Below are 2,239 nucleotides of genomic sequence, written 5' to 3'. Positions count from 1 at the left end.
GTAGTCCGAGTAATACATCGAGGTGTCATTGGGCGACAAGCCATTGTTATCGTGCGGCACATCGGCAAACTCAATCAGCACCGTCAACACTTTCACGGTCTTGACAGCATTGGTCTTACCCGCCACGCGACGCAGCTGTTTTTGCATCTGTACGCCCTTAACGAAGGCGCGTTTCTCCAGTGCTTGTATTTCAGGCGGCAGTTTCGCCGACATGCCTTTCGTCCAGCGTGCAAGCGCCGCTTGCTTCTCGGCTTCCGAAGCATTGGCGTGCAATTCACCGCGTTTTTGCATCCAGTAGAGAATTCGATCCGAGTTGACCACTCCAGGATCCTTAGGTGGTAACACCTTCACCGGTGCGCTCAAACCCACAGCTGCAAAAGCCATGGTCAATGCTGATAAGGTCACTCGCTTTAACATCACTTCCTACACTCCTTGAAACTCACTGAAACTAAAAGGGTTTGTCTAAAGTCGGTGCCACTTGACACCGGTATGCCGCCTGTTTGCGAGCAATAAACTCACGCACAATTCTGTCACGTTCTGCACGACTCATGGTTTCTGTTATCTTGCCGCTTTTCATCAACATCGTTTCGATGGCCGCGGTATCCAACACAGGCGGGCTGCCACACTTGCTGGGCACCGTCGGTCCTTTGATATGCTCTGCCGCTGGTTCCGGGGACGACGCGTTATCGGTCGCTTGACACCCTGCCAAACCAATCAATACAAAAACAGACATCCATTCCTTAAACATTTCAACAACTCCCCATTCGCCTTACTCACAATATCGGACTAATAGAGGCCATTCTAATCCTTATCGATATCTTGCGACTACGTAAATATTTCACAAAAAGTGCAGTTTTTTCGTTTGAGATAGCCAATATGACGCACTATGATCTGTCGGGTGGTCAATTTTTTTCAGACGCGAGGTCGCAATGGACATTCACTTGCTGCTTAGGCTAATGGCGGAGAAAAACGCCTCCGATCTGTTCTTTAGTACCGGAGCGCCACCTCATATGAAAGTTGAAGGCGTTGCCACTCCAATTGGTAAAGCCCCAATGCCACCGGGCGCCATCAAGAAAATTGCTTATTCGATTATGAGTGAGCAACAAATCGAAGAATTTGAACGAGAGTGGGAAGCAAACTTCGCGTACAGCGCCGGCGACATTGGCCGTTTTCGTGTTAATGTGTTCTATCAGCGCGGTGAAGTCGGGATGGTCATGCGGCATATCAAATCCGATATCCCGACCATCGAAGAGCTCCATTTGCCCAAAATTCTGAAGCAGCTGGTTATGGAGCGCACTGGTTTGATTTTGGTTTGTGGCCCGACAGGCTCCGGTAAGTCCACCACCATGGCCGCGATGCTTGAGCACAGAAATCGCAGCGCAAGCGGCCACATCCTAACGATTGAAGATCCGATCGAATTTCTGTACGAGCACAAACGTTCCATTATCGATCAACGTGAGATTGGCGTAGACACAAAAAATTACTCCAACGCCCTGAAAAACGCCATGCGCGAAGCGCCGGATGTCATTTTGATTGGCGAGATTCGCGACTCGGAAGCGATGGAATACGCCCTGAACTACGCCCAGACCGGGCATCTGTGTTTGGCGACAATTCATGGCAACAATGCCAAACAAGTGTTGGAGCGGATCCGCAATATGTTTCCCAAGGAGATGCAAGGGCATGTGATGACCGAGCTGTCCGGAGTGATCAAAGGCATCATCTCGCAGCGATTGATCCGCAACAAGGAAGGCAAACGTATACCAGCACTTGAAGTCATGCTTGCTGCCCCCGAAATCGTCGAAATCATTGCCCGTGGCACCAATCTTGAAGAGCTCCCCAAAGCCATCGCCAGCAACAAGATGGATGGCATGATCACTTTCGATCAATCACTTTATGACCTCTTTAGGATTGGTGAAATCACGCAAGAAATGGCGCTTCATTATGCCGAATCACGTCATGATTTGAGTTTGAAAATGCGCTTATCGGGCAATCGAACGTCCGAGCAACCCGTTAATCCTTTTAAGACAAAGTTGTAACCAAACGACAAGGAGAGTCGTTCCAAGTTTCTGGTCACTGGGTCAATCGTAACCGTAGCAGCAAGACAGACGTCCTGATGTGCTTCCGATGTCATGGAGCCAATAAAAAACGGGGCAAAATTGCCCCGTTGGATATTCCCTTTTGCTTACCCCTTGCGGATAACCAACTGTTCTCCATCCCGATCGACGCAAACGACGTCACC

General features: G+C 49.6%; 3 protein-coding genes. 1 reads left to right on the top strand and 2 read right to left on the bottom strand.

The annotated features are described in order from the left end of the window. Positions 1-417, bottom strand: a 417-nt coding sequence (locus tag D6694_08575) for a peptidase M6 (protein ID RMH41785.1), incomplete at its 3' end; no start/stop codon positions are given. A 31-nt stretch (positions 418-448) separates the two neighbouring features. Further along, on the bottom strand, positions 449-733 hold the full coding sequence (locus tag D6694_08570) for a hypothetical protein (protein RMH41784.1): 285 nt from the start codon (positions 731-733) through the stop codon (positions 449-451). Positions 734-929: 196 nt separating this feature from the next. Here D6694_08570 and D6694_08565 point away from each other — a divergent pair, with 196 nt between their 5' ends. Next, positions 930-2,036, top strand: coding sequence for a PilT/PilU family type 4a pilus ATPase (locus D6694_08565; GenBank protein ID RMH41783.1), 1,107 nt, complete (start codon positions 930-932; stop codon positions 2,034-2,036). Positions 2,037-2,239 lie beyond the last annotated feature (203 nt).

This window comes from Gammaproteobacteria bacterium (assembly GCA_003696665.1).
Classification (GTDB): Bacteria; Pseudomonadota; Gammaproteobacteria; order Enterobacterales.
The sequence above is the reverse complement of the archived record's forward strand: the minus strand, read 5'-3'. Positions and strand labels throughout refer to the sequence as shown.